This window comes from Mesorhizobium sp. M4A.F.Ca.ET.090.04.2.1, assembly GCF_003999085.1.
In the GTDB taxonomy this organism is placed as follows: Bacteria; Pseudomonadota; Alphaproteobacteria; order Rhizobiales; family Rhizobiaceae; genus Mesorhizobium.
Window position 1 is genome coordinate 1 of sequence record NZ_RZOT01000441.1, and the last position, 5218, is coordinate 5218.

Annotated in this window: 6 protein-coding genes and 1 pseudogene; 4 read left to right on the forward strand and 3 right to left on the reverse strand. The window is 64.1% G+C overall.

Annotated elements, in window-relative coordinates; translation table 11 throughout:
- Positions 1-162 precede the first annotated feature (162 nt).
- Complete coding sequence (locus EN781_RS25040) at positions 163-849, forward strand: glutathione S-transferase family protein (RefSeq protein WP_126055683.1); 687 nt, start codon at positions 163-165, stop codon at positions 847-849.
- On the opposite strand, the gene EN781_RS35860 is transcribed toward EN781_RS25040, so the two are convergent.
- Positions 821-1453 (reverse strand): CatB-related O-acetyltransferase, encoded by a 633-nt coding sequence (locus EN781_RS35860; RefSeq protein WP_126055682.1) that lies wholly within the window; start codon positions 1451-1453, stop codon positions 821-823. The genes EN781_RS25040 and EN781_RS35860 overlap by 29 nt on opposite strands.
- Before the next feature lie 108 nt (positions 1454-1561).
- Positions 1562-2560, reverse strand: coding sequence for a transporter (locus tag EN781_RS25050; RefSeq protein WP_126055681.1), 999 nt, complete (start codon positions 2558-2560; stop codon positions 1562-1564).
- A 351-nt stretch (positions 2561-2911) separates the two neighbouring features.
- Between EN781_RS25050 and EN781_RS25055 the strand changes: the two genes are divergently transcribed.
- Complete coding sequence (locus EN781_RS25055; RefSeq protein WP_126055680.1) at positions 2912-3124, forward strand: hypothetical protein; 213 nt, start codon at positions 2912-2914, stop codon at positions 3122-3124.
- Positions 3125-3291: 167 nt separating this feature from the next.
- Positions 3292-4059: a hypothetical protein gene (locus tag EN781_RS25060; protein WP_127400422.1), complete on the forward strand. Its 768-nt coding sequence runs from the start codon at positions 3292-3294 to the stop codon at positions 4057-4059.
- An 87-nt stretch (positions 4060-4146) separates the two neighbouring features.
- Here EN781_RS25060 and EN781_RS25065 read toward each other — a convergent pair whose 3' ends face one another.
- The gene (locus EN781_RS25065; protein WP_126055678.1) at positions 4147-4758 is read right to left on the reverse strand and encodes a TIGR00730 family Rossman fold protein; all 612 of its coding nucleotides are present in this window, start codon (positions 4756-4758) and stop codon (positions 4147-4149) included.
- Between the two features lie 131 nt (positions 4759-4889).
- On the opposite strand from EN781_RS25065, the pseudogene EN781_RS34490 reads away from it, so the two are divergent.
- Positions 4890-5218: pseudogene (locus tag EN781_RS34490) on the forward strand (peptigoglycan-binding protein LysM); the annotation flags it as partial.

Genomic DNA, 5218 nt, shown 5'->3' on the forward strand with positions numbered 1-5218 from the left:
ACGCAGGCAATCGCCTTCGCCCTGATCTGGGCGGCGCTGGCAATGTACAGCTGGTCGATGTTCAAGGGGCGCCAGGCGGTCCCCGCGGCAAGATAAGCAATTCCAGGAAAAGTGCGCAGCGGTTTTCCGTCCGGAATTGCGTCAAAACAAGGAGTATGCCCGGTGTACGTCTTGCACATTGCCAACAAGAACTATTCCTCATGGTCGCTGCGGCCCTGGGTGCTGATGCGAGAGCTCGGCATCCCGTTCGAGGAGCGGCTGACCCCGTTCCCGACCGGATCGAGCTTTACCCTCTACCGGGTGTTCTCGCCGAACGGCCGCGTGCCGTGCCTGGTCGATGACGGCTGGGCGGTCTGGGATTCGCTCAGCATCGTCGAATATCTGGCCGAGCGCCATCAGGGCGTATGGCCGGCGGACGCGAAGGCGCGAGCCTGGGTGCGATCGGCGGCCGCCGAAATGCATTCGAGCTTCATCGCGCTGCGCAATCTCTGCCCGATGAGCTGCGGCCTCAGCGTCGAGCCGTTTGCGATGTCCGACGCCCTGAAGCACGATCTCTTCCGTCTCGGCGACCTCTGGAACGATGGCCTGGCCCGCTTCGGCGGTCCGTTCCTCGCTGGCGAGCGCTTCACCGCCGCCGATGCCTTCTTTGCCCCGGTGGCGTTTCGGGCGCAGTCCTATGGGCTGGTTTTCGAAGGCGCCGCGGCCGCCTATCCCAAGCGGCTGCTCGACCTGCCTGCTATGCGCGAATGGTACGCGGCGGCCCTCGCCGAGACCTGGCGTGAACCGGCCCACGAGGCCGAGGTCGCCGCCGCCGGCACTGTCATCGAGGACCTGCGGGCGCCAGCGTAGGCCCCAAACCCGCGCGAGCCGCTTCAGGCGCTGCGTGGGCCGCGATGAAGGCGTCGATGGAACCGAAGAACGCCGGCTGCTCGGCGCGGATTTTCTCGTCGCTCCAATCCCACCACCGGATCGCAAGCAGGCTTTCGATTTGGTGCGCGTCGAACCTGTAGCGGATAAGCCTGGCCGGATTGCCGGCCACGATCGCGTAGGGAGCGACGTCCTTGGTGACGATGGCTCCAGCGCCAACGACGGCACCGTCTCCTATCCTGACACCAGGCATGACTATGGCGCGGCGCCCGACCCACACGTCATTGCCGATCTCGATGGGGCCATTCGTGAGCAGGTCCGATCCATCCGGCTCCTCCCTCGTCACACGAACCTTGAACGGATAGGTGGAAACGAATGATGTCGGGTGATTGGCGCTGCACATGAAAAGCGCTTCATTGGCGATCGAGCAAAAGGCGCCGATCCTGAGCGAGGAGTGCGCTCCACAGCCGTAAATCATTTTTGACTCGACGCCATAAGTCCAACGGCCAACGGACGCAAATGGCGGCAGCGCGGTCTTGTCTCGGCGGAGCCCGAGCCATGTTCTGAGCTTCCTGGCGAACCCCATGCGCATCCTCATCGAAACGGGATGCTGGCCGAAGCATCCGCGATTCCGAGTTGTGTACCACAACCCAAAATCCCGGAGTATGGTCTCCTCGGCCGGAAGGATCCGGTCCTACACGCGCCCAAGCCGCCTGACGAACAGATAGACGGCGCAAGCGACGAGCAGCGACACCGCCGTCACCACCCAAAATCCGATCGGCGAGTCCAGCAGCGGCAAGCCGCCGACATTCATTCCGAACAGGCCCGAGATGATGGTCATCGGCAAGAGCACCGCCGTCATAACGGACAGGATATAGAGCAGCTGATTGGACTGCATCGTCAGCTTGGCCATCAACTCGTCCTGCAGCAGCCGCGTGCGCGCCTGCAACTGCTCGCCGTCGTGATAGAGCGTGTGCGCCCGGTGCGAGAGCCGCGCCGCCATGTCGTTGACCGGATCGGGCAGGTCGTTGCGGTGCGAATGGTCGAGATGCCGAAACAGGCTGGTCAGCGTCGCCATCTGCCGGTGGATCACCACGAGCTGCCGGCGCGCGTCGACCAGCGCTTGCCGCTCGCTGTGCCATGCGTCGCACACGATCCGGTCCTCGATGCCGTCGAGCGTCTCGGATAGGCCGCCGAGCTCGGCCGCCATGCCGTCCAGCGACTGGCCCATGACGGCCTCGATCAGTTCCGCCGGCGAGCGGAATTTCCGCGTCCCGTTCTCGACCGCCTTGCGGATCGCGTCGACCGACTGCAGCGGCTGCTTGCGGGCGCCGATGAGCATCCTGTCGTTGAGCGCGAAGCGGAAATGGCCGAGCCCACGCGCTTCGGCCGAATAGTCATGGCGCAGGTCCGGCAGGTCGCCATAGAGCCAGTCGTCCTCAAGGTCGATATGGCAGCCATGGCTGGCGATGAGGAAGGCCTCGCGCACGGGGGCGGGCAAAGCCTGCTCGTTGGCGATCGCCTGGCGCGCGCGCATGTCGGAGATCTGGTAGCTGCGCCAGGTCCAGTGCGCTTGTGCCGCGTCCTTCGTGCGCAGGCCGTCGGCGGTGAAATGATAGAGGAAGAACAGCCCTTGCTCATCGGGCAGATAGGGCGACAGGGCGTTCTCTTCCGAAGCGAGGGCAATATTCATGGAGGCTTCGCCGGGTCTTCGACTTCAGCGCCGCGTAACTGCGGCCGGCGATGTTTCTAGCACGGGCTGCCCCGGTTTCATGTGACGGTTCCGTGACGTTGCACGCCGCGCACGCAACCGCCGCTTGCCACGATTGGCGAGTCACCATCCGTGCCCGCGTGGCCGTCAGTGCAGATAGCCGAGCAGCCAAAGAATGAGAATGATAGGCAGCGGAATCCCGATGAGCCAGTGCAGTGCGCCTCGCAGCATGACGATCTCCTGAGTTGCTGTTCTCTGAGGCAACGCCAATTCGAGGGCTTGGTTCCGAGACGGGAATCAGCTGCAGTAGATCGGCAGGCGATGGGGGAACCGATGCTCAAATGGGGCGCGATACTGGGCATCATCGGCTTTCTTGGCGGCTTCGTCGGCCTCGTCATCTTCACGCCCGAAGCCAACCACGGTCCGCTTCTCGGCATCTTCATCACCTGGCCACTCGGCTTCGTCCTGTCGTGCGGTCGGGCCGCTGGCGGCGAGGAAATAGCGGCCGAAGGTCCCGCAAATGCGATGCAGAACGCCCGGCCGTGAGGTCTGGGCTGAGGCGCTGCGAACTGGCAAGATGGCCCCTACCGCGACGTGATCCGGGAGGCGAGGGCTAGGCGATGACTTTGCTTCAATTCGATATCACCGGCGAACAGGTATCGGACGAAAAAACGGAGGAGGTCATCCGCGAGGCGGAACCGCATCGTGGCCTGGTGCGCTACCGCCCCGATGGCGGCGAGCTTTTCATTCACACGCGGGTGAACATGGCGCTTCTGCGTGCTGCAGCGTCGCTTCCGATCCTGCTCCTGAAGCTCACCCCGCGCGCAAACGAATTGATGCCGCGCGACGCTCTCTTGACGCCCAAGGGATCGAGTCGGAACTACGCCTTCCTCGAAAGGCTCTGCGAGGATCTGGCGGCCGCAGGCTGCCCAGCCTGCTATATCGCTGAACAGCATGGCGAGGGGCGCCGCGATTTCTACTTCACGACGGAGGACATCGCCGGTTTCGAGGAGGTAGCCCGCACAGCCGCCGAGGCCTTGGCCTTCCCACTCAACCTTGAGGAACATTCACTTGCCGCCGTGGCGCCGCTCATTCTTCCTGCCGAGGCGATTGGCGACCTCGGTCTGAAAATCGCCCCGGATGCCCGCATCCGGCCGACGCGCTTCGAGTTCTGGGGCGCCGAGCCCTCTCTCGCCAGGCTGCGCGCCGAATTGGAGAAGCGCGGCTATCGCTTTCTAGGACTGGAGACATTCTCCCGCGAACTCCGGATGATGAAGAGCGTGCCGATCGATGGAGAAGGGTTCCTGGCCGTGCTAAGGGAGATCGTTCCCCTGGCCCGGTCTTTGCAGTGTAGCTATTGCGGCACCGAGACTGTCGAGGGCCATGAGCAGTTCCTGCTCGCACGCCCTCTTCCCCAGCGCTATGGCGGCGTGGGGCGAGGCGGCCTTTTTCGTCGCATTTTCGGTGGCGGCGGCTCTTAAGCGCTGCCGGTTTGAGGCAGCGCTTACGTAGGCAGTAGGCAGTAGGGGCTGTCTTTCCCTATTGCCAACTGCCTATTCCCTACTGCCTTACATCTTGTCTATCACCGACTGCACGCCTTCCGTCGGCGCGTCGACGGACGAGCCGGCCACCATGATGGCGGCGACAATCGCTTCGGGGTCCGCGACCACCAGCGGTTTCACCCGGTGCGCGGTGTGGATGAAGCCCTCACCGCCCATATGGTCGAGCAGCGCCAGCATCGGATCCCAGAACCCCTTGATGTTGGCAAAGACGATCGGCTTGCGATGATGGCCGAGCTGGCCCCAGGTCATGATCTCGACGATCTCTTCGACCGTGCCGATACCGCCCGGAAGCGCCACAAAGGCGTCGGATTTTTCGAACATCCTGTGCTTGCGCTCGTGCATATTGTCGGTGATCACGAGCTCGTCGAGCCGGTCGAGCGCGGTCTCGGTTGCTTCCCTGTTGATGAGGAAGCGGGGAATGATGCCCGTCACCTTGCCGCCGGCCTTGAGCGCGCCCTCGGCGACGGCGCCCATTATGCCCTTGGTGCCGCCGCCGTAGATCAGCCTCAGGCCCGACTTTGCGAGCGAGCGGCCGAGCAGGTGGCCGGCCTTGACGTAGGTTTCATCGCGGCCTGGAGACGAACCGCAATAGACGCAGACGGATCGAATCGTGTTCATGCCGATGATTGGTGATAGGGACGGCAGACATGGTCAAGCCCGGGACAGGCTTTTTCTTGGCCGGCCCTTTTTCTTGTGGGACTCGCTAAAACACGCTAGACCGGCGTTAGGTGGCTAAGGGGCAGTCAAAAATGGCAATTAATCCATTGAAGGCGTTGTTGTTTACCGCGGGCGGCGCCATCGCTGCGGTGGGAACTGCCTATGTGTCGGGCGCGCTCGATCCCTATCTCAATCGCACGCCGCCGGCCGAGATCGCGGCGCTGGCGCCGGGCGAGACCAAACCGGCGGAAACCAAAGCGGCCGATCAGGGCACCGAGGGGCGGCTGCCAGCCGCGCCGGCGCCAGCCACCGACGCGATGGCACCCGCGGCGCCATCCGCTCCCGCAGCCCCGGCGGAAGCCCCCGCCGCGCCTGCCACGACACCCGCCGCAGCCGGGCCTGTCGCGCCGACATTCGATGT